The sequence below is a fragment of the Pseudomonas sp. AS2.8 genome (genome assembly GCF_014190935.1).
Taxonomy (GTDB): Bacteria; Pseudomonadota; Gammaproteobacteria; order Pseudomonadales; family Pseudomonadaceae; genus Chryseomonas.
Genome location: NZ_JACHVV010000001.1, coordinates 22,344 through 46,318, shown reverse-complemented (window position 1 = coordinate 46,318; position 23,975 = coordinate 22,344). Strand labels below are relative to the sequence as shown.

Here is a 23,975-nt window from a genome sequence, read left to right as displayed (position 1 = left end):
GTCCTGGCGTGGAGAGCCCTGGCCACCACGTCCACCTCACGACAATAACAAGGGTGCCGTCATGTCCAAGAAATCCTCCCTCTGGGCCAGCGATGGCCTGCTCGACAACAGCGACATCGTCAGCCTCGGCAACTTCACCTACCTGCACACGCTGAAGAGCGCCGCAGCCACGCCGCTGGCGCAGACCAGCCCGGCCAGCACCCCTACCGTCAGCGAATTCCTCAACGGCGCCATCAGCGAGTACGTACTGGGTGGCACGCCCGACGGCATGCGGCCGTTGCTGGTCGATGGCCATCAGCTGACGCTGCACAACTCGCTCAACGGCGCCACGGCCCATACCTGGATCACCGCCGAGAACCAGGTGCTCATCACCTATGCCGGCACCACTCGAGGCGAGAATCTGCTGATCGACCCCCTGTCCACCGCCGGTGGCCTGCTGAGCGATCTGCAGATCCTCGGCCAGCAGGTCTCCAGCGCCCAGCGGCAGTCGCTGGACTTCGCCCACCAGGTGATCGAGGCGGCGGCCAAGCAGGGCTATGGCACCCAGGACATCTTCGTCACCGGCCACTCCCTGGGTGGCATCTCGGCGGCATACGTCGCCCAGCAGACCGGTCTCGGCGGCATCAGCTTCGAGGCCTCGGGCATTCCCCGCGATGCTCAGGCGGTCGGTCACGGGGGCAATTTCGTCAATGTGGTCACCCTCGGCGATCCGGTGGCCAACTACAGCTCCGACATCCGCGGCGAGCAGCCCTTCGCGCCCAGCTTCGTCAGCCAGGCCGAGGGTGGCGGCAGCCTGCCGCACTATGGCTCGCTGTTCCTGATCGGTGCCCAGGCCGACCAGCACGACCTGACCCAGGCGGCGGCCAAGGTCGGTCAGCTGTTCAACGGCGACAACGGCGGCCAGGTCAATCCACTGGGGGCGGCCCTGCATCCACTCAGCGTGGCCGCCGGGATCGCCGAAGCGGCGCGCCTGATCGCCGAATTCCACCTGCCGGCCGCCGAATACACCAACCTCGGGGTAACCCCTACCGGTGGCTTTCTCGACACCCTGCCGGCGCAGATCGGCACGGCCCATGGCCCGGTGCTGATGGTCGGCAACTACAGCGTGGCGGAATTGCAGGCCTATGCCGAGACCCACGCGACCTTCGGCTGAGACCCGCTTATAAAACTACTGCGCGTCCGCCATACAGGCACGTGCGGTGCTCGGAATCCTCATGTACTACTCGTACACTCCTGTCCCTGCGCGCCGCACACACCTGTCTGACAACCGCTCGCGACGTTTTATAACCGACTCACGCCTTTGCGGCAGTCTTCTTTCACCTGCGCGAGAGAACTCCCCCCTGCCGTTCGGGTCTGCCCTCCTATCGTCCGGGACCCTGAGGGTCCCGCCCGCCTTTAGCTCAGGAGAACCCCATGACCGCAGACGGTCCCCAGCGCATGACCGATGAAGAAGCCCAGGAATTCGCCACCGAGGTGTTCAACCTCGCGCGCACTGGCAATGCCGAGGTGCTGGCTCTGGTGCTGGAAAAGGGGCTGACGCCCAATCTGCGCAACCACAAGGGCGACGGCCTGCTGATGCTGGCCAGCTACCACGGTCACCTGGACGCCAGTCGTGTCCTGCTGGAGCACCGGGCCGATCCGAATCTGGCCAACGACATGGGCCAGTCCCCCCTGGCCGGCGCGGCCTTCAAGAACAACCTGCCGATGGCCGAGCTGCTGCTGGAGCACGGCGCCGCCGTGGAGGGCGCCATGCCCGACGGCAAGACCGCGCTAATGATGGCGGCCATGTTCAATCATGTGCAGATGGTGGAATTGCTGGTCGCCCGCGGCGCCGATCCCAAGGCTCGGGACGCCGCCGGCAACACGGCGCTGAGCGTGGCCCGCGCCATGGGCGCCCAGGACACCCCCGCCGTGCTGGAGCGACTGGGCGGCGTCTGATCAGCGCTTCTGGTAGCGATAGAACAGATTGGGCTCGCTGACCACATAGAGGTTGCCGGTGGTATCCAGGGTAACGCCTTCGGGCTGGCGGATCCGCCGTGACAGGCCGCCGAAGGGCGCCACCAGGGAACGGGTATCCAGGGTATGGCCCTGGTCGTCGAGTTCGATCAGTACCCGCGACTCGTCGCTGAGCAGCAGCAGGTGGCCGGTGCGGCGATCGACATGGACCGCGGACAGGTCACCGGTGCTGGGCGCCTGGTCCAGCCAGGCCTGGCGATCGATGATGCGCAGGGCGAAGTCGCCGTCGAAGCTCCTGAGCAGGCCACGGATTTCATAGAGCTTGCGCGGCGAGTGCTCCTTGACCACGAACAGGCGATCGCGGGCGGCGTCGTAGTCCAGGCCTTCGAAGCCCTGGTTGGCGCGGGGGAAGAGATCCAGGGTCAGGCTGCGGTAGTCCTTGCGCCGGAGCACGTCGTCGCCTTCGGGGATGCCTACCAGGGTCAGGGCGTTGGCGCCCTCTTCCGCCAGCAGCAGGCGGTCGTTGCCCAGATAGGTCACGCCTTCGACGTCGTCGAAGCCTTCCAGGCGATGGCGTTGCAGCAGCTCGCCGTCACGGCTCAGGGCCAGCAACTCCGGCGGATTGTTGACCACCGCCCAGAGCCGATCCCGCTGCGGGTCATAGCTAAGGTCGGACAGATTCTCGGTGACGCCGGCCACCGGCTTGGCTTCCACCGCCACCCGGTAGCGACCCAGTTCCAGCGAGGTTCGGGGTTCGCTCTGCCACTGCTGGCCGAGCCAGAACAGCAACTGGCTGTCCAGATGGCTGCTGCGCAGGCCCTGGGTCACCCCCAGAGCCAGCAGCAGCGCCAGGGCCAGCAGCCAGCCGGTCCGTCCGATCCTGATCCGTCGTACCCACGCCGTCATCGCCTTGCCCCGTCATTGTTGTACGGGGCGGAGTATCCGGGGCTGTCTTTATGGTTGTATGACAGTCCTAGCGCCGGGGCTGAACGGGGTTGCCCTCCCAGCGCGAGCGACCCGGCAGGGTTTCGCCCTTCATCACCAGCGACAACGGGCCCAGTTCCACGTCGTCGCCGACGCGGGCGCCATAGAGCACCACGCTACGCGGCCCCAGGTTGACGCCCTTGCCCAGCTCGACTTCGCCAACCTTCATCACCCGGTCTTCGAACAGGTGGGTCTGGGGCCCGGCCAGGGCATTGAGTTCGCCGTGGTCACCGAGGCGCACGCAGTCGAATTCGGTGAGGTCGGTGGTATCCAGGTAGGTGCCGCGACCCAGGCGGGCGCCGAGCAGACGCAGCGCCAGCGGCAGCCAGGGCGTGCCGCGCAGGGTGCCGAGCAGATTGGGCACCGCCAGGGTTTCGTAGAGGCTGGTGATGGCTTCGCTGCGCCAGACGAAAAAGGTCCACATGGGCGCCGAGCGCGGGCGATAGCGGCCTACCACCAGCCACTTGAGCCCCAGCACGACCAGGAAGCTGGCCAGGGCGAAGGCGCTGCCGGCCAGCAGCGTCTCGCCAAGCAGTTGCAGCCAGGCGCCCTGCTGCCACAGCGGCACCAGGGCCTCGGCGATGGCACAGCCGGCGGCCACGGTGAAGCCGGTGGGCAGCACGATGCGCAGGGCCTCGATCAGGCCACGCGCCACCCGGCGCCAGGGGGCCGGGCGGAAGGTCAGGCTTTCCGGATAGCCGGTGAGGGTTTCCCGCGCCGGCAGCCGGACCGCTGGCGAGCCGAGCCAGGTTTCGCCCTGGCGCAGGGGCACGCCTTCGTCGAGCCGACCCAGGACACCGATCAGGGCGTCTTCGGGGATGTGGCAGCCGTCGGCGACATAGGCACCGTTGCCGACGAAACTGCGCCGGGCGATGGAGGTGCGTCTGAGGGTCATCCAGCCCTGGGCGACCTGTTCGTCACCGAGCATCACGGCATCGGCGATAAAGGTCTCGGCGCCCAGCTCCAGCAGCGAGGAGACCGGGCCCTGGGCGGTGGAAATCTCCGCATCACGACCGACCCGGGCACCCAGCAGGCGATACCAGAGCGCCGAATAGACGGTGGCATAGAGGCCCTGCAGGCTTTGCAGCGCCGACTCCTGGATCAGGTTGGCCAGCCACTTGCGCCAGTAGAAGAGGCTGTCGACCGACCATTGGCCTTCTTCCAGCCGCGGCAGGATCAGCCGCCGCGCCAGGGCACAGCCGAGCAGGGTCAGGGCGACGCTGACCACGCCCAGCGGCAGGGCCAGCACCCCGTATTGCAGGGCATCGAGCAGCAGCGAAGAGGTGTGCCACCAGGGCAGCCCCCCGAAGCTTTCCAGTTCGTCGATCAGCAGCGCCAGGGGGAACAGCGGCATGAAGAACAGCACCGAGACCACCAGGCCGCTGAGGGCATAGAGTCCCTTCAGCACGGCGCGCTGGGCACGGGACACCGGCGCCGGCGGCAGGACGCGGGCACCGGCGGCGCCCTGGTCATGGGCCGGCGCGCCGCCCCAGTTGCGACCGGCCGGGATGCGCTGACCGCTGCGCAGGGCGGATTGAGCCTGCAGGCGCGCACCGTCACCGAGGGCGGTGTCGCCTTCGAGGATGGCATAGGAGCCGACCTGGGCTTCGCGACCCAGGGTCACGGCGCCGAGCAGCAGTTCGCCGCGCAGCACCCGGGCATTTTCGAAGTTGACGCCGTTGCCCAGGCTGGCGCCCTGCCCCAGGGTCAGCAACTCGGGGACGCGCAGGGTCAGGGTGCCGACGAAGGCCTCGGCGCCGACCTGAGCCCCGAGCAGGCGCATCCAGCCCCGCGCCAGGGGCGAGCCGCTGAGCAGGTAGGCCGGCGCCAGGGCGAGGAAACGCTCGCCCAGCCACCAGCGGTAGTAGGTCAGGCCCCAGAGCGGATAGCGACCGGGCTGCAGGCGGCCGGTGAGGCGCTTGCCCACCACGGCCACGGCGAATTCCAGGCCGATGGCGAGAACGAACAGACTCAGGGCGGTCAGCATCGCCAGGGGCAGCGCGGTGCCGGAATGGATCAGCAGCGGGAAGGCCAGGAAGGGTGCCAGCCAGCGGCCCAGGCGCAGGGTCAGCAGCGGCGGCAGAGCCACCGCCTGGGCCAGGCCACAGCGCCAGCGCCGCCAGCGGCTGGGCGGCGCCCAGGCCTCGGTGGCCGTCGTTGCGCCCGCCTCGGCGGCGTCGGCTTCCAGGGCCTCGGCGATGGCGCCCAGGGTGCGGCCGGCATAGACCGCCTTGACCGTGGCACTGGCATAGCGCGGATCCTGGCGCAGGCGCGAGACCAGGCGGGCGGCGAACAGCGAGTGCCCGCCCAGGTCGTCGAAGAAATCCATCTCGGCGTGCAGCGGCTGCCCGGGAAACAGCTCGGTGGTAGCCGCCAGCAGCGCACCCAGGGCGCCACTGGCCGGGGCGACCGCCGCGACCGCGGCAATGGCCAGGGGCCGGGCCCGCAATTGCTTGCGATCGATCTTGCCGGAATTCAGCCGTGGCATCTCGCCGAGCCACTCGAAGCGGCTGGGCACCATGTACAGCGGCAGGCAGCCGGCCAGCTCGGTGCGCAGCAGGTCGCTGCGCGGCAGCGGGCCGCCATCGCCGACCAGGAAGGCCACCAGCTGCTCCACGCCGCCTTCTTCGCGCAGCACCACGGCCACGGTCCCGACCCCGGGTTGCCGAGCCAGGGTGGCTTCGATCTCGCCCAGCTCGACGCGATAGCCGCGGATCTTGACCTGGTCGTCGACGCGGCCCAGGCAGTGCACCTGGCCGTGCGCGTCGACCCGCGCCAGGTCACCGGTGCGATAGAGCTTGAGGTCGTGGCTGCCGGTGCTCCAGGGATTGGGCAGGAATTTCTCGGCGGTCAGCTCCGGGCGGCCCAGGTAGCCGTCGGCCACGCCGGGACCGGTGATGCAGAGTTCGCCCACCTGATCGCGCGGCAGCAGCGCCAGTGGCTGGCTGGCATCGGCAGGCACCACCAGCAGGCTGTAGTTGGGCAACGGCCGGCCGATGGTAACCGGCTCGCCCGGTTGTAGCTGCGCCAGACTCGCCGAGACGGTGGCCTCGCTCGGGCCATAGGTGTTGAACAGCCGCCGCTGCGGCCGACTCCAGCGTGCCACCAGGGGCTCGGGGCACATCTCGCCGCCAAGGTTGATCAGGCGCAGGCTGGGGACGTCTTCCGGCAGCAGCGCCAGCAGGGTTGGCACCACGTGCAGCACGCTGATGCGATTGGCGCCAAGGGCGCGGGCCAGGGCCTCGGGATCGGCGGTGATCTCGCGCGGGGCCAGCCAGAGGGTGGCGCCCACCAGGTAGCTGATCCAGATTTCTTCGAAGGACATGTCGAAGGCCACCGAGAAACCCTGGTAGACCCGATCGCCGGCCTCGATGCCGAGCAGCGAATTCTCGCTGCGCAGGAAGTGGCAGATGCTGTCCTGGCGGATGCCGATGCCCTTGGGCTTGCCGGTGGAGCCGGAGGTGTAGATCAGGTAGGCCAGGTGGTCCGGAGAGACCTGGCCACGCCGGCGCAGGGTCTCGCCCTGGGCCAGGGCGACGCTCAACTCGTCGGGGGTCCAGCAGCCGAGCCCGGGACGCGCCAGCAGATCGGCGAAGGGCGCCCCGGTGATCACGCCCACCGCCTGGGCATCTTCCAGGCAGAGGGCCACGCGATCGGCCGGGGTTTCGGCGTCGCAGGGCAGCCAGGCGGCGCCGGTCTTGGCGATGGCCAGCTGCATCACCAGCAGCTCGATCCCGCGTGGCAGCCAGAGGCCGACCACGCGGCCAGGCCCGGCGCCGGCGGCCAGCAGCCGCGACGCGGCGCGGTCGGCCCAGGCGTTCAGTTCGCCATAGCTCAGGCTGCGCTCGCCTTCGAGCAGGGCGGGCCGCTCCGGCGCCCGCGCCGCGGTGGCCTCGAACAGATCGGCGAGGACTTCATCGCGGCACAGATCGGGGCGGATGAGGCCTTCGACCAGACTGAGGGAGAGTTCGGCAAGCGCTTCCATGGGGACAGCCTCTGGGTGTTTGGCGCAGTTTGTATCTCCCGGGTTACGCGCTCCTTAAGGGGCGCTTAGGGTTTGCTTAAGGCCGGACCAGCCCTGCGTCGCGGGCGCCAGAACGGCTCTGAGACGCGCCTTCCACTCGATCCGCCATTGATCGGCGACGGACGGCGGTGCGCTGGCGAGGCCAAAAAAACGCCTCCCGAAGGAGGCGTTTCAGTCACCGCATGGCCATCAGCGCAGATCGAAACGATCCAGCTCCATCACCTTGGTCCAGACCTTGACGAAGTCCTTGACGAACTTCTCCTGGGCGTCGGCACTGCCGTAGACCTCGCTCAGCGCCCGCAGCTGGGCGTGGGAGCCGAACACCAGGTCGACCCGGGTACCGGTCCACTTCACGGCACCGGTCTGGCGATCGCGACCTTCGAAGGTGGCCTTGTCCGGACCGGTGGCCTTCCATTCGGTGGCCATGTCCAGCAGGTTGACGAAGAAGTCGTTGGTCAGGGTCTGCGGCCGCTGGGTGAAGACGCCGTGCTTGGCGCCGCCCACGTTGATGTCCAGCACGCGCAGGCCACCCAGCAGCACCGTCAGCTCGGGCGCGGTCAGGTTCAGCAGGTGCGCCTTGTCCACCAGCAGGAATTCCGGCTTGACCTTGAATTCCCCGCCCACGTAGTTGCGGAAGCCGTCGGCCCAGGGCTCCAGGTGCCCGAAGGAATGGACATCGGTCTGCTCCTGGGAGGCGTCCACGCGACCCGGGGTGAAGGGCACGCTGATGGAGTGACCCGCCGCCTGGGCGGCCTTTTCCACCCCAACGCTCCCGGCCAGCACGATCAGGTCGGCGATGGAGACCTGCTGGCCCTGGCCCTGGACGTCACGCTGGATGCCTTCCAGCACGCCCAGCACCTTGGCCAGTTGCGCCGGCTGGTTGACCTCCCAGTCCTTTTGCGGCGCCAGGCGCAGCCGGCCGCCGTTGGCCCCGCCGCGCTTGTCGGAACCGCGGAAGGTGGAAGCCGCCGCCCAGGCGGTGCCGACCAGTTCGGACACGCTCAGGCCGGACGCGGCCAGCTTGTCCTTGAGCGCCTTGACCTCGGCCTCGCCCAGGGGCGCGCCTGCGGCCTTGGGCAGCGGGTCCTGCCACAGCAGCTCCTCGGCCGGGGTTTCCGGGCCTAGGTAGCGGGCCAGCGGCCCCATGTCCCTGTGGGTCAGCTTGAACCAGGCGCGGGCGAAGGCATCGGCCAGCTGGTCCGGATTTTCCAGGAAGCGGCGGGAGATCTTCTCGTAGGCCGGATCGAAGCGCAGCGCCAGGTCCGAGGTCAGCATGGTCGGCTGGTGACGCTTGCTGGGATCGTGGGCATCGGGCACGGCATTGGCACCGGCGCCGTCCTTCGGCCGCCACTGGTGGGCACCGGCCGGACTCTTGAACAGCTCCCACTCGAACTTGAACATGTTCTCGAAGTATTCGTTGCTCCAGCGGGTGGGCGTGGAGGTCCAGGTCACTTCGAGGCCGCTGGTGATGGTGTCGGCGCCCTTGCCGGTGCCGTAGCTGTTGTGCCAGCCGAAGCCCTGCTGTTCCAGGTCGGCCGCTTCCGGCTCGGCGCCGACGCTGGTGGCCGGGCCCGCGCCGTGGGTCTTCCCGAAGGCGTGGCCACCGGCGATCAGGGCGACGGTTTCCTCGTCGTTCATGGCCATGCGGCCAAAGGTTTCGCGGATGTCGTGGGCGGACGCCACCGGATCGGGATTGCCGTCCGGGCCTTCGGGGTTCACGTAGATCAGGCCCATCTGCACCGCGCCCAGGGGGTTTTCGAGGGTGCGCTGCGGATTGTCGTTGCGGCTGTGCTCCACCGGATGCTGCTCGGGCTGGGCGGTCAGCACGCCGTCACCGGGCTGCTCCATCTTCTTGTGGGCGCCGTAGCGGACGTCGCCACCCAGCCAGACGGTTTCCGAACCCCAGAACACCGCGTCGTCCGGTTCCCAGACGTCCTGGCGACCGCCGGAGAAGCCGAAGGTCTTGAAGCCCATGGATTCCAGGGCGACGTTGCCGGTGAGGACGATGAGGTCGGCCCAGGATATCTTGCGGCCATACTTCTGCTTGATCGGCCAGATCAGCCGGCGCGCCTTGTCCAGGCTGACGTTGTCCGGCCAGCTGTTGAGCGGCGCGAAGCGCTGCTGACCCTGACCGGCGCCGCCACGGCCGTCACCGACGCGATAGGTGCCGGCGCTGTGCCAGGCCATGCGCACGAACAGCGGGCCGTAGTGGCCGAAGTCGGCCGGCCACCAGTCCTGGGAGTCGGTCATCACGGCGCGCAGGTCGGCCTTTACCGCTTCGAGGTCCAGGCTCTTGAATTCGGTGGCGTAGTCGAACTCTTCGCCCATGGGATCGGAGAGCGAGGAATGCTGGTGCAGGAAGTTGAGATTGAGCTGGTTCGGCCACCAATCCTTGTTGGTGGTACCGCCGCCGGCGGCGTGATTGAACGGGCACTTGGATTCGGTCGACATCTTCTTGGCTACCTCAGGGTCTTGTTCATCCGGTTGTCAGCCGCGACAGCAGCACGGCCTGCAGAAGGCGTGGTTCCGGTCGCGTCGGCCTAGGGGCTCGACAGGCGCCGAGGCCGGCGTCGAGCCGACTCCGGGGGAAGCCCCACCATGGGCGAAGCGGACGTTGCGGTCATTGTTATCCCCTCATCAGATGGGCACACCGACGAAGCGGCGCAATCTCCATACTAGACGGCTTCGCCGCCCGGCGTGATAGAAGGTTTTGTGCCCCTCGATAGACTGGCTCTGCAAGATGACCCTGCGGTGACAGGGCCCTGTCGACCCACGCTTGGCGCGATAAGCAACGTTGGCGACCGCTTCGCCGAGGTTCGCGCGGCTTGGCTTCACGAAGTGGAAAAGGGCCGCGTGCGTCAGCGAGGGCCGGGCCCGGGCAGCCCGCCATATGCGGAAACAGAAGCGGCGGCGACCGCCGTGCCCCGGGCGGTCGCCTTGCCCGGTCTAGCCCGGGGCGAACAGCAGGTTGGGCGCGTGACGCTCGTAGCCCTCTTCCGCCAGGCGCACGTCCAGCGCCAGGCTGGCGAGATCGGCGGACAGGGGTTCGCTGCGGGCGTCGTGGTCGCGATAGAGGTGCTTGAGATAGGTCTTGCAGTGGGCGCAGGTCTCGGCGCGCAGCGGAGCCTTCCGGGCGTTGGCGTCGTCGGTGCTCAGGGAGTAGTAGCCCAGGCCCTTGCCGGTTTCGCAGTGGCTGCACTTGACCCGTACGAAGTGCCACTCGCAGGCGCACAGCGAACAGGTCAGGTACCTCAGGCCATTGGCCTTGCCCAGGTGATGGATGACGCCGGCCATGGGTGGCGCGCCGCAGCAGGGGCAGGACGTCTGGCTGCCCTGTTCGCGCAGGGCGGTGAAGTCGCTGCGCTGTAGCCAGTGGGTCCAGGCCACTTGGAGGGCGGCGCCGAGGAAAGGCACCACGCCGGCCGGCACCAGCTCGTAGCTGCCCGCCAGCAGGGCGATGGCCCAGGCCTTGCGCTGGCCGGCATCGGCCTGGCGCAATTCCTCCAGGGCCGCCTGCACCGGCGCCTGAGAGAGCCTGAGGGTCTCCAGCAGGGCATCCAGCGCGGGCAGCCAGTCGCCCTCGCGGACCAGGGTGTCGTAACCCAGGGGTGGCAGGCCGTGAGCCAGGCTCTGGGCACTGCGCGCCTCGTCCAGCGGCAGGGGCGCGAGGGTGTCGAAGACCCCTTGCTGGGCCTCGCACACCTCGGCCATCAACAGCAGGTAGTCGCCCAGGGCATTGCCGGCGGCCAGCAGGCGCAGGCGGTCGGCGCGATAGCCGAACAGCTCGCCACCGGGCAGCAGGATGAAATCGGGATTGACGGCCGCGGCTTCGATTTCGCCGGGTTCGAGGATCTGGCCCGCCATGGCAGGGCTCCTTAGCAGAACGGTGGAAGAGAGAGAATTCAGGATAGCGGGCGGGTTGGGGTGTCGGGCTTCGCTGCCCTCACCCCAACCCTCTCCCGAGGGAGAGGGGGCAAAACGCCGCGTACCTCATCCGGTAGGTTGGGTTGAGCGCGGCGAAGCCCAACAGCAAAGGGCTTACTTCTTCTCGCGGGTGACCTTCTCGTACCACAACGAGTGGTGCTTCTTGGCCCAGGCCCGGCTCACCCAGCCGGTCATCATCGCGGTCACCGAACCCTTGATCCAGATCCCGGCATAGATGTGCACGATGATCGACAGCACCAGCACGAAGGCGGCGACGGCATGGGCCAGGGCGCCCAGGCGGATCACCGGGATGGGGAACAGGTGGGCGAAGTACTGCCGCCAGATGACCACGCCGCTGACCAGCAGGACCAGCATGCAGGCCAGCAGCACCCAGAACAGGATCTTCTGCCCGGGGTTGTACTTGTCGATCGGCGGCAGCTTTTCCTCGCGGTTGTTCAGGACATCGTTGATCTGCTTGAGCCACTGGGTGTCTTCGCGACCGATCTTGTTGTGCCGCCAGAAGCGGATCACCAGAAAGGCGAAGAACACGAACATCGCCACGCCCATGAAGGGATGCAGGATGCGCGTCCAGGTGCCGCCGCCGAACAGATTCGACAGCGGGAACAGCGCGGGATGGAACAGCGCCAGCCCCGACAGCCCGGCCATGAAGAACAGGATCGCCACGATCCAGTGGTTGGTCCGCTCGTTGGCGTTGTAACGCTGGATTTCAGGTTTCATCTCGATCTCCCAGGACGCCCCCGGCCAAACCGGGGGCGTACGCCTGCTAGGGCTGCTTGTCGTGCGGATCGAAGATCTGCACGGACGGACTCAGCTGCTTGACCTCGCCCCTGGGCGCATCGCCCTCGGGACGGGGCGGCGCCTCGACCACCTCGTCATCGTCATCGGTCCGGTTGGGGCCGACACGCACGTAGTGGAAGAAGCCGGCCAGCACCGCCGCCCCCATGGCGAACAGCGCCAGGGGTTTGGTGAAGCCCTTCCACAGGCCCACGGTGGGGCTGATGGTCGGATCCTTGGGCAGGTGGTTGTACAGCTGCGGCTGGTCGGCATGGTGCAGCACGTACATGACGTGGGTGCCCCCTACCCCAACCGGGTCGTACAGGCCGGCGTTCTCGTAGCCGCGGCTCTTGAGATCGACGATGCGCTCGGCGGCGTGCTCCTTCATGGCGTCCTTGGTGCCGAAGGTGATGGCGCCGGTCGGGCAGGTCTTCACGCAGGCGGGTTCCAGCCCCACGCCGACCCGGTCCGAACAGAGCGAGCACTTGTAGGCCTTGTTGTCCTTCTTCGAGATCCGCGGGATGTCGAAGGGGCAACCGGCGATGCAGTAGCCGCAACCGATGCAATGATCCTGGTTGAAGTCGACGATGCCGTTGGCGTACTTGACGATGGCCCCCGGACTCGGACAGGCCTTGAGGCAACCGGGCTCGGCGCAGTGCATGCAGCCGTCCTTGCGGATCAGCCATTCCAGCTTGCCGGCCTCGTCCTCGTGCTCGGTGAAACGCATCAGCGTCCAGGAGTCCGCGGTGAGGTCCGCCGGGTTGTCGTAGGTGCCGTGGGTATGGCCTACCTCGTCGCGCAGCTCGTTCCATTCCGAGCAGGCGACCTGGCAGGCCTTGCAGCCGATGCACTTGGACACGTCGATCAGCTTGGCCACTTCCGCCTGGGTGCGCACCGAGGTGTAGGCCGTGGTGGTCGCGGAGCGGGCATAGATATCCTGACTGGCCATCACGCTTTCTCCACGTTGACGAGGAACGACTTGAACTCGGGCGTCTGGGTGTTCCCGTCACCCACGAAGGGGGTCAGGGTGTTGGCCAGGTAACCCATTCGCGCCACCCCGGAGAAGCCCCAGTGGATGGGGATGCCGACGTGGTGCACCGTCTCGCCGTTGACCTGCAGCGGACGGATCCGCTTGGTCACCACCGCCTTGCAGACGATGTGGCCGCGCTTGGAAGTGACGCGCACCAGATCACCGGCGGCGATGCCCTTCTGCTTGGCCAGCACCTCGCCGATCTCGACGAACTGCTCCGGCTGGATGATGGCGTTGAGGCGACAGTGCTTGCTCCAGTAGTGGAAGTGCTCGGTCAGGCGGTAGGTGGTGGCCGCATAGGGGAAATCCTTGCGATCGCCGAAATCCGCCCAGTCGTCCTTGAGCACCCGCGCCGCCGGGCTGTTGAGGGCCTTGCGATTGTTGGGGTGCAGCGGGTTGACGCCGATCGGCGTCTCGAACGGCTCGTAGTGCTCCGGGAAGGGCCCCTCGGCCAGCTTGTCCAGGGCGAAGAAGCGCGCCACCCCTTCCGGGTTCATGATGAAGGGACTCATGCCGTCGGCCGGCTTGGCATCGATCTTGAAGTCGGGCACGTCGGTGCCGCCCCACTTCTGCGCCTTGTCGTTCCACCACACCAGCTTCTTGCTCGGGTCCCAGGGCTTGCCCTGGAGATCCGAGGAGGCGCGGTTGTAGAGGATGCGTCTGTTGTTCGGCCACGACCAGGCCCAACCCAGGGTCTGGCCCATGTGGAAGGGATCGCTGTTGTCGCGCCGCGCCATCTGGTTGCCCTGCTCGGTCCAGGACCCGCAGAAGATCCAGCAACCCGACGCCGTGCTGCCGTCGTCCATCAGCTGGCCGAAACCGGCGATTTGCTGGCCGGCCTTGGCCGAGACCGCGCCCTTGGCATCCAGCACATCGGTGACGGCGTAGCCGTTGAACTCCTTGGCCAGCTCCTCGGGTGCCGGCTCCTCCGGCTTGGCGTAGGGCCAGGACAGCCCCAGGATCGGATCGGGGAAGGCCCCGCCCTCCCTGGCATAGGCCTCGCGCAGCTTGAGGAACAGCTCGGACATGATGGCGATGTCGCTGCGCCCTTCGCCAGGTGCCTCGGCGCCCTTGTAGTGCCACTGCAGCCAGCGACTGGAGTTGACCAGGGAGCCGTCTTCCTCGGCGAAGCAGGTGGTGGGCAGGCGGAACACCTCCGTCTGGATCTCGGCGGTGTTCACATCGTTGTGATCGCCGTGGTTGCGCCAGAACTCGGAGGTTTCGGTGGCCAGCGGATCCATGATCACCAGCCACTTGAGCTTGGACAGCCCGCGCATCACCTTGGCCTTGTTGGGGAAGGCGGCGATGGGGTTGAAGCCCTGGCAGACATAGCCGTTGACCTGGCCCTTGCCCATCATGTCGAAGTAGCGCAGGACGTCGTAGCCGGCGCCGGTGACATCGACCTTGGGCAACCAGTGGTAGCACCAGTCGTTGTCCTTGGTGGCCTTGTCGCCGTACCAGGCCTTCATCAGGCTGACGTGGAACTTGCCGTAGTTCTGCCAGTAGCTCATCTGCCCCGGACGCAGCGGTTTGCTGGCGCGCCGGGTGATGAAGGTGTTGTAGTCCTGCTCGCCGTCGCCGCCGATGGTCAGGTAGCCGGGCAGCTGGATCGACAGCAGCCCCAGGTCGGTGAGGCCCTGGATGTTGGAGTGACCGCGCAGGGCGTTCATGCCGCCACCCGGCAGGCCGATGTTACCCAGCAGCAGTTGCACCATGGCGCCGCAGCGGATGATCTGCGCCCCGATGGAGTGCTGGGTCCAGCCCAGGGCATAGAGGATGGTCATGACGCGACCGGGCGCCGAGGTCTCGGCGATCTCGGCCCAGACCTTCTGGATCGCATCGGTCGGCGTGCCGCAGGTCTGGCTGGCCACCTCCAGGGTGTAGCGGCTGTAGTGCTGCTTCATCAGCTGGAAGACGCAGCGCGGATCCTGCAGGGTCGGATCGATCTTGACGAAGCCGTCGTCGCCGATCTGGTAGCCCCAGTTCACCTTGTCGGTGTAGGTGCGCTTCTCGGCGTCGTAGCCGTTGTACAGGCCGTCCTCGAAGGTGAAGCCTTCCTTCACCAGGAAGCCGGCGTCGGTGTAGTTGCGGACGTACTCCTGCTGGATCTTGTCGTGGGTGATCAGGTAATTGATCAGCCCGCCCAGGAAGGCGATATCGCTGCCGGTGCGGATCGGCGCGTAGTAATCCGCCACCGAGGCGGAACGGGTGAAACGCGGATCGACCACGATCAGCCGGGCGTTGTTGTGCGCCTTGGCTTCGGTGACCCATTTGAAGCCGCATGGATGGGCTTCAGCGGCATTGCCGCCCATGATGAGGACGAGATTGGCGTTCTTGATGTCGCTCCAATGATTCGTCATCGCACCACGGCCAAACGTCGGGGCAAGACCTGCCACCGTCGGGCCGTGTCAGACGCGCGCCTGGTTGTCGAAGGCCAGCAGGCCCAGACTGCGTGCGATCTTGTGCGTCAGATAACCGGTTTCATTGGAGGACGCCGAGGCGGCCAGGAAGCCCGTGGTCAGCCAGCGATTGACCGTCTGGCCCTGGTCGTTGGTGGCGATGAAGTTGGCATCGCGGTCTTCCTTCATCAGGGTGGCGATGCGCCCCAGCGCCTCGTCCCAGCTGATGCGGGTCCACTCGTTGCTGCCGGGCTTGCGCACCTCGGGATACTTGAGGCGATTGGGGCTGTGGATGAAATCCAGCAGGCCGGCGCCCTTCGGACAGAGGGTGCCGCGGTTGACCGGGTGGTCGGCGTCGCCTTCGATGTGAATGATGTTCTGGGCCACGTTCTTGGCCCGGTCGCCCATGCTGTACATGATCAGGCCGCAGCCGACCGAGCAGTAGGGACAGGTGTTACGGGTTTCCACGGTGTGCGCCAGTTTGAAATGGCGCACCTGGTCGGCAAAGGCGGCTGTGGGAGCCATGCCTAACGCCGCCAGGCTGGATCCCGCAAGGCCGACTCCAGCGACCTTGAAGAATTGCCGACGGTTCATATCCACGGTTCTTATCCTCGTTCAGGCTGGGTCCGGTACGTAGCCGAACCCTGCACAGAGAGTAACCCAACCGTCTGGCTTATCGAGCGCTTCGCTGTTGTCGCCGATCAATGGAAGTCGGCCTTCCGTCCCCCGAACTGCCGCTCGCCGAGCCGACACGCAGGGACGAACGCGATCAAAGGCGTCCAGTAGAGCGGTCCGTCGATCCCGTCAATTCGGCAGCGCCGAAAAGTCATGCTAAGCTCGCTAACTTTCCTCGCGATGCCTTCGGACCCCCTCACCATGTCCAAGCGCCTGCCGACGCCGCCATAGCACCACCCCTCCCCCGGTAACCGTCCCTGTGGCGTGTACCCATGTCTTGCTGCCTGTCGTCTCTCCGCGATCGCGCCCCGCTGTGCTGTCGCCCGTTCTGGATACGCCATGAAAAGTGTCTCTCCCCGCGCCGACATCCTGGCCGGTCTCACCACGTCCTTCGCGCTGGTGCCCGAGTGCATCGCCTTCGCCCTGGTCGCCCATCTCAATCCGCTGATGGGGCTCTATGGCGCCTTCTTCATCTGCACCCTCACCGCCCTCTTCGGTGGCCGCCCCGGCATGGTCTCCGGCGCCGCCGGCTCCATGGCGGTGGTCATCATCGCCCTGGTGGTGCAGCACGGCGTGCAGTACCTGCTGGCCACGGTGGTGCTCGGCGGCCTGCTGATGATCGCCTTCGGCCTCCTGCGCCTGGGCAAGCTGATCCGCATGGTGCCGCACCCGGTCATGCTGGGGTTCGTCAACGGCCTGGCCATCGTCATCGCCCTGGCCCAGCTGGAGCACTTCAAGCAGGGCGAGACCTGGCTCAGCGGTACCCCGCTGTACCTCATGATCGGCCTGACCGCAGCGACCATGGCCATCATCTGGCTGCTGCCGCGACTGACCCGCGCCGTGCCACCGGCCCTGGCCGCCATTCTCGGCGTCGGCCTGGCGGTGCACTTCCTCGACCTGCCGACCCGTACCCTGGGCGACATGGCCCATATCGCCGGTGGCCTGCCGCGGCTGGCGCTGCCCGATATCCCCTGGAGTCTGGAAACGCTGCAGATCATCCTGCCCTATGCGGTGCTGATGGCCCTGGTCGGCCTGCTGGAAACGCTGCTGACCTTGAATCTCACCGACGAGATCACCGAAAGCCGCGGCCTGCCCAATCGCGAGTGCGTGGCCCTCGGCGCGGCCAACCTGGCCTCGGGACTGTTCGGCGGCATGGGCGGTTGCGCCATGATCGGCCAGACCATGATCAACCTGAGTTCGGGTGGCCGTGGCCGGCTGTCCGGGGTGGTCGCCGGCGTGCTGATGCTGCTCTTCGTGCTGTTTCTCTCGCCGCTGATCGAGCGCATTCCGCTGGCGGCGCTGGTCGGCACCATGTTCGTGGTCGCCCAGCAGACCTTTGCCTGGGCCTCGCTGCGGGTGCTGCACCGGGTACCGCGCAGCGACATGCTGATGATCGTCGCCGTCACCGTGATCACCGTGTTCGCCGACCTCGCCACCGCGGTGCTCTGCGGCATCGTCCTGGCCGCGCTCAATTTCGCCTGGCAGCATGCCCGCCGGCTCTATGCCGACAGCCACCTGGAGGCCGACGGCAGCAAGAGGTACCAGGTCCACGGCACCCTGTTCTTCGCCTCCACCGCCACCTTTTTGAACCAGTTCGATCCGGCCGGTGATCCTGCCAGGGTCGTGGTGGACTGCCGCCACCTGAGTTTCGTCGACTACTCCGCCGTGGCTGCGCTGCGCACCCTGCACGAACGCTATGCCAAGGCCGGCAAGCGGGTACGGGTGCTGCACCTGTCGCAACGCTGCAAACAGCTGCTGCGCCGCGGCGGGATGACGGACGACCTCGCCCTCGGCGATTGAACCCGAAACGGCGCCGCCGGGTCTTTCCCAGCAATGTCCTGCTCCTGGAGACCCGCGGCCATGTCCAAGATCCTCGCCTGCCTCGACGGCTCGGCCGTCAGCGCCGCCGTCTGCGACTTCGCCGCCTGGGCCGGCACCACCCTGGATGCCCCGCTCACCCTGCTGCATGTGCTGGATCAGCGCCGCTTTCCACGGCCGGGCCAGGCCACGCCGCCCCTGCTGGTCAACCGCGAACACCTGCTGACCGAACTGGCGGCCCTGGATGCCCAGCGCGGCACCCTGGCGGAAGACCAGGGTCGGCTGCTGCTCGATGCGGCCCAGCTACGGGTGGAAGAACAGCAGGCGCGCTGCGCCGGGGCCGTGCTGCAGCACGGTGACCTGATAGGTTCGCTGGAAAGTCTGCAGGAGGATTTCGACCTCATCGTGCTGGGCCGCCAGGGCGAGGACAGTCCGCCCAAGCGGCTGATCGGCCGCCACCTGGAAAGCGCCATCCGCCTCCTGCATCGCCCGCTGCTGGTGGCCGGCCACCTGTTCGTCAAACCCAGCGGCGTGCTGCTGGCCTATGACGACAGCAACAGCGCGCGCAAGGCGGTGACCTGGGTGGCCAACTGCCGGCTGTTCGACGGCCTGGCCTGCCACCTGGTGACCGTCGGCCGCGACCGCGAAGAACGCCGCGCCGCCCTCGCCCGCGCCGCCGACGAACTCAGGGCCCGGGGCCGCACGGTCACCACTGCCATCACCGACGGCGACGTGGAACTGGGCCTGGAGCGCTATCGCAAGCAGCATGGCCTGGAGCTGGTGGTGATGGGCGCCTTCGGCCACTCCCGCCTGCGCCACTTTTTCATGGGCAGCAACACCCGCAACATGCTGGAAGCCGCCGGCAGCGCGCTGATCGTGGTGCGCTAGCTCAGGCTACGCGGAGCCTAGAAATCCACCCGCCCACGACTGGCCTTGAGGCCGCTGCGGCGCGACTTGCCTTCCAGGCGGCGCTGCTTGGAGCCGTAGGTGGGCTTGGTCGGTCGGCGCGGCTTTTCCTGGACGTTGGCGGCGGCGATCAGCGCGGCCAGGCGCTCCAGGGCGTCGGCGCGATTCTGCTCCTGGGTGCGGTACTGCTGGGCCTTGATCACCACCACGCCGTCGCGACTGATGCGCCCGTCGCGCAAGGCCAGCAGGCGCTCCTTGAGGGCGTCCGGCAGCGACGAGGCCTGGATGTCGAATCTCAGGTGAACGGCGCTGGAGACCTTGTTGACGTTCTGCCCACCCGCGCCCTGGGCGCGAACCGCGGTGAGCTGGATTTCCTGCTCGGGCAGCGTCAGACGCTCGTCGATGACCAGACTCACGCCAGGTGCGCGCCGCGGCTGAGCCAGGCGTCCAGCAGCGGTTCCAGTTCGTCCAGCGGCTGGTAGCCGTTGGTGACCAGCGCCAGCTGGCCGTCACGCTCGGCCAGCAGCGTGGGGAAGCCGGCGATACCCAGATTCAAGGCCCAGTCGAAGTCGGCCTGGGTTGCCTGGTGCGCCGGCTCGCCGTCGAACAGTGGCGCGAATTCGATGCGCGGCAGGCCGCAGGCTTCGGCCAGTTCCACCAGCAGGGCCGGCTGGGTGACGTCGCGGGCTTCGACATAGAAGGCCCGCTGGATGCGCTTGGCCAGCGGCCAGACGGCTTCTTCGTCGAGCTGGCGAGCGGCGACCAGGGCGCGGCAGGCCGGCTCGGTGTCGTACACCAGGCCTTCCGGCGGCCCCTGGTCCAGGGCGAAGGGCTGGCCGGTGGTCTCCTGCACCGCCTGCCAGTAGGCCAGGGTACGCACCCGGCTGGCGGTGTCCTGGGCCACCCGCTCGCGACGCAGGCCGCCCACTACCAGGTGCAGGGGAATGCCCTGGGCAGCCGCCCGCTCGGCCAGGCGCTCGACCACCGGAGCGAAGCCCCAGCACCAGGAGCACATGGGATCCATCACATAGAGCAGGCGACCGGGCATGCTAGACCTCCTCGGGGCTGGGCATGGCGTTCAGCCGCGGATCGCGGCCGATGGGGTGGGGTTCGTTGCGCAGGCGCGCCAGCTCGATCTGCTTCTGCCGCTCGCGGGCGCCAGCGCGGGTCTTTTCCGACAGCGAATCCCAGCAGTGCGGACAGCTGATGCCGGGGCTGTAATGCGGGGACTGCATGTCTTCCGGCGAGACCGGCGTGCGGCAGGCATGGCACTGGTCGTAGACCCCTTCGGCGAGGTCATGGGTCACGGTCACCCGGTTGTCGAAGACGAAACACTCGCCTTCCCAGCGCGACTCCGCCGCCGGCACCTCTTCGAGGTACTTGAGGATGCCGCCCTTGAGGTGGAAGACCTCGGGAAAGCCTTCCTGCAGCATGAAGCTCGACGCCTTCTCGCAGCGGATGCCGCCGGTGCAGAACATGGCGACCTTCTTGTGCTGTTGGGGATCGAAATGCTCGCGGATATAGGCCGGGAAATCGCGAAAGCTCTTGGTCTGGGGATCGATGGCACCCTTGAAGCTGCCGATACCCACCTCGTAGTCGTTGCGGGTGTCGATCACCAGCACCTCGGGATCGTCCACCAGGGCATTCCAGTCCCGCGGCTCGACATAGGTACCCACGCGGCGATTGGGATCGACGCCCGGCACGCCCAGGGTGACGATCTCCTTCTTCAGCTTGACCTTGGTGCGATAGAAGGGCTGCTCGGCGCAGTAGGATTCCTTGTGGTCGATGTCGACCAGGCGCGGATCGGCGCGCAGCCAGGCGAGCACGGCGTCGATGCCTTCGCGGCTACCGGAGACGGTACCGTTGATGCCTTCCTCGGCCAGCAGCAGGGTGCCCTTGACGTCGTTCGCCAGGAGGGTCTGCAGCAGGGGTTCACGCAATTGGACGTAGTCGTCCAGGGTGACGAACTTGTACAAGGCCGCCACGACAATCTTGTCGGTCATCTTCGGGTTCCCAGGGGTCGCCCTCGCAAAGGGCGGACCGGTTAGACGAAAACGCCGGCAAGGATGCCGGCGCCGATCAAATTTTAACCAATACAGGCTACCGCTGAACAGGGCTCGCCCGGCTCAACCCGCCAGGTCGTGCTTGCTGCCACCGCGGCAGGTGGGCGAATCCGGTGCCTGGCCCTGGGCCGCCCACTCTTCCGGGGTATAGGTGTGCAGCGCCAGGGCATGGAACTGGCCCATGAGTTCGCCCAGGGTGCCGTAGACCTTCTGGTGACGCTTCACCGCGTTGAGACCGGCGAAGTGCTGGCTGACCACCACCGCCTTGTAGTGCGTCTCCTGGCCGCGGCTGTGCATGTGGCTTTCGTCCAGCACCTCCAGGTGCTCGGGTTGCAACAGGCCCAGGCTGGACTGGATACGTTCGCGCATGCTCATGGGGATACCTCGACTGTGAGACCCCCTAGTCTAACGGGCTGGCGCCCGCCTCGGAATCTCTCCGGTCGGCCACAAACGACGAAGCCCGGAACAGGTCCGGGCTTCGTGGCAACGACGGGAATCAGCGCTTGGCGGGCGGCGGCGCGTTCTCGGCACCGGCCGGCGGCTTCACGCCCAGCTCCTTGTCCATCTCGGCCAGGATGCCGTTGACCTTGGGTACCGCCTGCTCCAGCTTGGCCTGGGTCAGCTGGGCGGACTGCGCCGACAGGCGCGGCAGGGTGGCGATCATCTTCTTGCCCAGATCGGACTGGTAGAACTTGATCAGGCCTTCCAGCTCGTCTTCGGTGAAGTTGTCGGTGTACAGCTTGACCATCTCGGGCTTGATCTTTTCCCAGCCGATGGTGCTGTCCAGCGCCTGGTTGGCGCGGGCGGTGTAGCTTTCCAGCACGGCTTTCTTGGCCGGCGACTTGGCCTGCTCGAAGTGCTGGGCGAAGAGCTGCTGGACCTGGGCGTAGACCGGCGTGGTCAGCTTGTCGGCGTTGGCCAGCTTGAGAAAGCGCTCCGCGTCGGCCGCGTGGCTCTTGGCATCGGCCAGGGCGAAGCTGCTGGCGCTGGCGAGTACAACAACGGCGCCAAGCGTACGGAGGGTCTTCTTCATGGGCATCCTTCAGGAGGCTGAAAATGGACCGCGAGTGTGCCACAGAGCGGCTGAACCTGGCCTGAACTTATCGAGGACGGCCGCCCATTTGAGAACACTTCCCATTTGGGAACCCTGGCGCTAACCTGCTGCCCAAGTTAGCTGGACCCTATCTCATCTACGGAGACCGCCATGAGCCGCACCGAAACCGATAGCATCGGCCCCATCGAAGTAGCCGACGACGTCTACTGGGGCGCCCAGACCCAGAGGTCGCTGGAAAACTTCGCCATCGGCAACCAGCAGATGCCGCTGGCGGTGGTGCATGCCCTGGCGACGGTGAAGAAGGCGGCCGCGCGGGTCAATCTGCGCCTTGGCGAATTGCCGGAAGACGTCGCCACCCTGATCGAGAAGGCCAGCAGCGAGATCCTCGACGGCTTCCACGATGACCAGTTTCCCCTGGTGGTCTGGCAGACCGGCAGCGGCACCCAGAGCAACATGAACGTCAACGAGGTCATCGCCGGGCGCAGCAACGAGCTGGCCGGCAACGGCATGGGCGGCAAGCAGCCGGTCCATCCCAACGACCACGTCAATCGCGGCCAGAGTTCCAACGACTGCTTCCCCACCGCCATGCACATCGCCACCGCCCTGGCGGTGCAGAACGACCTGCTGCCGGCCATCGCCGAGCTGTCCGGCGGCCTGGCGCTGCAATCGGCGCGCTATCAGAACCTGGTCAAGACCGGCCGCACCCACATGATGGACGCCACTCCGGTGACCTTCGGCCAGGAGCTGTCGGCCTTCGTCGCCCAGCTGGATCTGGCCGAGCGAGCCATCCGCAATGCCCTGCCGGCGGTCCTGGAACTGGCCCAGGGCGGCACCGCCGTGGGCACCGGCCTTAATGCGCCCAAGGGCTTCGACGAAGCCATCGCCAAGGAAATCGCCGAACTCACCGGCCTGCCCTTCGTCACCGCGCCGAACAAGTTCGCCGCCCTCGCCGGCCATGAGCCGCTGGTGGCCCTGCACGGTGGACTCAAGACCCTGGCCGTGGCGCTGATGAAGATCGCCAACGACCTGCGCCTGCTGGGCTCCGGCCCGCGCGCCGGTTTCGCCGAGGTGAAGCTGCCGGCCAACGAACCGGGCAGCTCCATCATGCCGGGCAAGGTCAACCCGACCCAGTGCGAGGCCCTGTCGATGCTGGCCTGCCAGGTGATCGGCAATGACGTCACCGTCGGTTTCGCCGCGAGCCAAGGTCATCTGCAGCTCAACGTCTACAAGCCGGTGATCGCCCACAACGTGCTGGAATCCATCCGCCTGCTGGCCGATGGCAGTCGCAACTTCAACACCCATTGCGTCACCGGCATGGAGCCGGACGAGCACAAGATGGCCGAGCACCTGGAACAGGGGCTGATGCTGGTGACGGCGCTCAATCCGCACATCGGCTATGACAAGGCCGCCGAGATCGCCAAGAAGGCCTATGGCGAAAACAAGACCCTGCGCGCCGCCGCGCTGGAACTCGGCTACCTGACCGATGCGCAGTTCGACGAGTGGGTACGTCCGGAAACCATGCTGGAAGCCGGTGGCCGTGGCTGAAGTTCGCGGCGCTACGCCGCTGGAAGGGGATGGCCGGCGCCTGCTGGTCATCCAGGGCAATCCCAAGCGCACCAGTTTCTGCCAGTCGCTGGCCGACGCCTATGTGCAGGGCGCCCAGGCCACTGGCCAGGTGGTGCGTCAGCTGAAGCTGGCCGAGGCGCAATTCGATCCGGTGCTGCGCGAGGGCTATGACCTCTCGCAGCCCCTGGAGCCGGACCTGCTGGAAGCCCAGCGGCAGATCCACTGGGCGGAGCACCTGGTGTTCATCTACCCGGTGTGGTGGAACGGCCTGCCAGCGGTGCTGGCGGGCTTTCTCGAACGGGTGCTGCAACCGGGCTTCGCCTTCGCCCAGCGCGACCAGACCTGGGGCGGCGAGCCGCTGCTGACCGGGCGCAGCGCCGAGCTGCTGGTCACCTCCGACACCCCGCCCTCGCCCTGGCAGCGCCTGCGCAACCAGGCCCCCCATCGCCAGGGCATCCAGGAAGGTCTCGAGGCCTGTGGCATCCAGGTGCTGCAGGTCCACGAGTACTCGCCGGTGCGGGCGGCGGACGAGGAGCAGCGGCTGCGCTGGTTGCAGGAAGTGGAAAGGCTGGGGCGCAACGAGTAGTCCAGCTAAGTCCTTTGTCGGTTGGGTGGAGCGCCAGCGAAACCCAACGGCAACTCGACATCGGCCCCGTTGGGCTTCGCCGATGGCGCTGTTTCAGCCCAACCTACGGGTCTACCACGACGCAAGCTCCAGGCATAACCAAAGCGCCTTTTATTCTTTCTCCTGCGGATCAAGCACCGGCACTATCGACGCTCC

Annotated in this window: 18 protein-coding genes and 1 other RNA gene; 7 read left to right on the top strand and 12 right to left on the bottom strand. The window is 67.1% G+C overall.

The genetic code is table 11. The features are described 5' to 3' along the window. Nucleotides 1–61: 61 nt before the first annotated feature. From FHR73_RS00210 to FHR73_RS00200, 3 genes are all read left to right on the top strand, one after another. Nucleotides 62–1,153, top strand: a complete 1,092-nt coding sequence (locus tag FHR73_RS00210) for a lipase (protein ID WP_183628587.1) — start codon at nt 62–64, stop codon at nt 1,151–1,153. A 61-nt stretch (nt 1,154–1,214) separates the two neighbouring features. Continuing rightward, nucleotides 1,215–1,289, top strand: a non-coding RNA gene (locus tag FHR73_RS00205) — sX9 sRNA. Nucleotides 1,290–1,413: 124 nt separating this feature from the next. Beyond that, nucleotides 1,414–1,938 carry an ankyrin repeat domain-containing protein gene (locus FHR73_RS00200; RefSeq protein WP_183628585.1) on the top strand — a complete coding sequence of 175 codons (525 nt, stop codon included), beginning with the start codon at nt 1,414–1,416 and terminating at the stop codon, nt 1,936–1,938. On the opposite strand, the gene FHR73_RS00195 is transcribed toward FHR73_RS00200, so the two are convergent. From FHR73_RS00195 to fdnG, 7 genes are all read right to left on the bottom strand, one after another. Further along, nucleotides 1,939–2,862 carry an SdiA-regulated domain-containing protein gene (locus FHR73_RS00195; protein WP_183628583.1) on the bottom strand — a complete coding sequence of 308 codons (924 nt, stop codon included), beginning with the start codon at nt 2,860–2,862 and terminating at the stop codon, nt 1,939–1,941. Between the two features lie 67 nt (nt 2,863–2,929). Next, nucleotides 2,930–6,925 carry a Pls/PosA family non-ribosomal peptide synthetase gene (locus tag FHR73_RS00190; RefSeq protein WP_183628581.1) on the bottom strand — a complete coding sequence of 1,332 codons (3,996 nt, stop codon included), beginning with the start codon at nt 6,923–6,925 and terminating at the stop codon, nt 2,930–2,932. A gap of 228 nt (nt 6,926–7,153) precedes the next feature. Further along, on the bottom strand, nt 7,154–9,415 hold the full coding sequence (gene katG / locus FHR73_RS00185) for a catalase/peroxidase HPI (RefSeq protein WP_183628579.1): 2,262 nt from the start codon (nt 9,413–9,415) through the stop codon (nt 7,154–7,156). A gap of 495 nt (nt 9,416–9,910) precedes the next feature. Further along, on the bottom strand, nt 9,911–10,828 hold the full coding sequence (gene fdhE / locus FHR73_RS00180; protein ID WP_183628577.1) for a formate dehydrogenase accessory protein FdhE: 918 nt from the start codon (nt 10,826–10,828) through the stop codon (nt 9,911–9,913). Between the two features lie 174 nt (nt 10,829–11,002). Further along, entirely contained in the window at nt 11,003–11,626 is a 624-nt protein-coding gene (locus FHR73_RS00175) for a formate dehydrogenase subunit gamma (RefSeq protein ID WP_183628574.1), read from the bottom strand. A 46-nt stretch (nt 11,627–11,672) separates the two neighbouring features. After that, entirely contained in the window at nt 11,673–12,632 is a 960-nt protein-coding gene (gene fdxH, locus FHR73_RS00170; RefSeq protein ID WP_007162368.1) for a formate dehydrogenase subunit beta, read from the bottom strand. Further along, complete coding sequence (fdnG, locus tag FHR73_RS00165; RefSeq protein WP_183628573.1) at nt 12,632–15,712, bottom strand: formate dehydrogenase-N subunit alpha; 3,081 nt, start codon at nt 15,710–15,712, stop codon at nt 12,632–12,634. The genes fdxH and fdnG overlap by 1 nt, the downstream gene beginning before the upstream one ends. Before the next feature lie 414 nt (nt 15,713–16,126). Between fdnG and FHR73_RS00160 the strand changes: the two genes are divergently transcribed. Both FHR73_RS00160 and FHR73_RS00155 read left to right on the top strand, forming a co-directional pair. Continuing rightward, nucleotides 16,127–17,587: a SulP family inorganic anion transporter gene (locus FHR73_RS00160; RefSeq protein WP_183628571.1), complete on the top strand. Its 1,461-nt coding sequence runs from the start codon at nt 16,127–16,129 to the stop codon at nt 17,585–17,587. Between the two features lie 60 nt (nt 17,588–17,647). After that, the gene (locus FHR73_RS00155) at nt 17,648–18,493 is read left to right on the top strand and encodes a universal stress protein (protein ID WP_183628569.1); all 846 of its coding nucleotides are present in this window, start codon (nt 17,648–17,650) and stop codon (nt 18,491–18,493) included. 17 nt (nt 18,494–18,510) lie between these two features. Here the strand turns inward: FHR73_RS00155 and arfB are convergent, their stop codons facing one another. The 5 genes from arfB to FHR73_RS00130 form a co-directional block, all read right to left on the bottom strand. Then, nucleotides 18,511–18,921 (bottom strand): alternative ribosome rescue aminoacyl-tRNA hydrolase ArfB, encoded by a 411-nt coding sequence (gene arfB, locus FHR73_RS00150; protein ID WP_183630159.1) that lies wholly within the window; start codon nt 18,919–18,921, stop codon nt 18,511–18,513. A 2-nt stretch (nt 18,922–18,923) separates the two neighbouring features. Next, nucleotides 18,924–19,559 (bottom strand): DsbA family protein, encoded by a 636-nt coding sequence (locus FHR73_RS00145; protein ID WP_183628568.1) that lies wholly within the window; start codon nt 19,557–19,559, stop codon nt 18,924–18,926. A 1-nt stretch (nt 19,560) separates the two neighbouring features. Then, nucleotides 19,561–20,514 carry a rhodanese-related sulfurtransferase gene (locus FHR73_RS00140; RefSeq protein ID WP_183628559.1) on the bottom strand — a complete coding sequence of 318 codons (954 nt, stop codon included), beginning with the start codon at nt 20,512–20,514 and terminating at the stop codon, nt 19,561–19,563. A gap of 123 nt (nt 20,515–20,637) precedes the next feature. Then, nucleotides 20,638–20,949: a BolA family transcriptional regulator gene (locus FHR73_RS00135; RefSeq protein WP_181110218.1), complete on the bottom strand. Its 312-nt coding sequence runs from the start codon at nt 20,947–20,949 to the stop codon at nt 20,638–20,640. 121 nt (nt 20,950–21,070) lie between these two features. Beyond that, the gene (locus tag FHR73_RS00130; RefSeq protein WP_133862822.1) at nt 21,071–21,607 is read right to left on the bottom strand and encodes a DUF2059 domain-containing protein; all 537 of its coding nucleotides are present in this window, start codon (nt 21,605–21,607) and stop codon (nt 21,071–21,073) included. Between the two features lie 171 nt (nt 21,608–21,778). Here FHR73_RS00130 and FHR73_RS00125 point away from each other — a divergent pair, with 171 nt between their 5' ends. Both FHR73_RS00125 and FHR73_RS00120 read left to right on the top strand, forming a co-directional pair. Continuing rightward, nucleotides 21,779–23,173 (top strand): class II fumarate hydratase, encoded by a 1,395-nt coding sequence (locus FHR73_RS00125; protein ID WP_133862823.1) that lies wholly within the window; start codon nt 21,779–21,781, stop codon nt 23,171–23,173. Continuing rightward, nucleotides 23,160–23,780, top strand: coding sequence for an NAD(P)H-dependent oxidoreductase (locus FHR73_RS00120; protein ID WP_183628557.1), 621 nt, complete (start codon nt 23,160–23,162; stop codon nt 23,778–23,780). The genes FHR73_RS00125 and FHR73_RS00120 overlap by 14 nt, the downstream gene beginning before the upstream one ends. The last annotated feature ends 195 nt before the right edge of the window (nt 23,781–23,975 follow it).